This is a genomic window from Microbacterium murale, from assembly GCF_014635185.1.
Lineage (GTDB): Bacteria > Actinomycetota > Actinomycetes > Actinomycetales > Microbacteriaceae > Microbacterium > Microbacterium murale.
On the sequence record NZ_BMCM01000015.1, the window covers coordinates 1 to 1,516 of the forward strand.

Below are 1,516 nucleotides of genomic sequence, written 5' to 3' on the forward strand. Positions count from 1 at the left end.
GTCACCCCGAGGGGTGCAGTTGCTCCTTAGAAAGGAGGTGATCCAGCCGCACCTTCCGGTACGGCTACCTTGTTACGACTTAGTCCTAATTACCGATCCCACCTTCGACAGCTCCCTCCCCGAGGGGTTAGGCCACCGGCTTCAGGTGTTACCGACTTTCATGACTTGACGGGCGGTGTGTACAAGACCCGGGAACGTATTCACCGCAGCGTTGCTGATCTGCGATTACTAGCGACTCCGACTTCATGAGGTCGAGTTGCAGACCTCAATCCGAACTGGGACCGGCTTTTTGGGATTCGCTCCACCTCACGGTATTGCAGCCCATTGTACCGGCCATTGTAGCATGCGTGAAGCCCAAGACATAAGGGGCATGATGATTTGACGTCATCCCCACCTTCCTCCGAGTTGACCCCGGCAGTATCCCATGAGTTCCCACCATTACGTGCTGGCAACATAGAACGAGGGTTGCGCTCGTTGCGGGACTTAACCCAACATCTCACGACACGAGCTGACGACAACCATGCACCACCTGTTTACGAGTGTCCAAAGAGTTGACCATTTCTGGCCCGTTCTCGTATATGTCAAGCCTTGGTAAGGTTCTTCGCGTTGCATCGAATTAATCCGCATGCTCCGCCGCTTGTGCGGGTCCCCGTCAATTCCTTTGAGTTTTAGCCTTGCGGCCGTACTCCCCAGGCGGGGAACTTAATGCGTTAGCTGCGTCACGGAATCCGTGGAATGGACCCCACAACTAGTTCCCAACGTTTACGGGGTGGACTACCAGGGTATCTAAGCCTGTTTGCTCCCCACCCTTTCGCTCCTCAGCGTCAGTTACGGCCCAGAGATCTGCCTTCGCCATCGGTGTTCCTCCTGATATCTGCGCATTCCACCGCTACACCAGGAATTCCAATCTCCCCTACCGCACTCTAGTCTGCCCGTACCCACTGCAGGCTGGGGGTTGAGCCCCCAGATTTCACAGCAGACGCGACAAACCGCCTACGAGCTCTTTACGCCCAATAATTCCGGATAACGCTTGCACCCTACGTATTACCGCGGCTGCTGGCACGTAGTTAGCCGGTGCTTTTTCTGCAGGTACCGTCACTTTCGCTTCTTCCCTGCTAAAAGAGGTTTACAACCCGAAGGCCGTCATCCCTCACGCGGCGTTGCTGCATCAGGCTTGCGCCCATTGTGCAATATTCCCCACTGCTGCCTCCCGTAGGAGTCTGGGCCGTGTCTCAGTCCCAGTGTGGCCGGTCACCCTCTCAGGCCGGCTACCCGTCGACGCCTTGGTGAGCCATTACCTCACCAACAAGCTGATAGGCCGCGAGCCCATCCCCAACCAATAAATCTTTCCAACCACTGAAGATGCCTTCGTGGTTCGTATCCAGTATTAGACGCCGTTTCCAGCGCTTATCCCAGAGTCAGGGGCAGGTTGCTCACGTGTTACTCACCCGTTCGCCACTGATCCACCCCGCAAGCGGGGCTTCACCGTTCGACTTGCATGTGTTAAGCACGCCGC

The 1,516-nt window shown here is 56.3% G+C and carries 1 rRNA gene; it reads right to left on the minus strand.

What is annotated here, in order from left to right:
- Nucleotides 1–30 precede the first annotated feature (30 nt).
- Nucleotides 31–1,516, minus strand: a 16S ribosomal RNA gene (locus IEV67_RS18865); the annotation flags it as partial.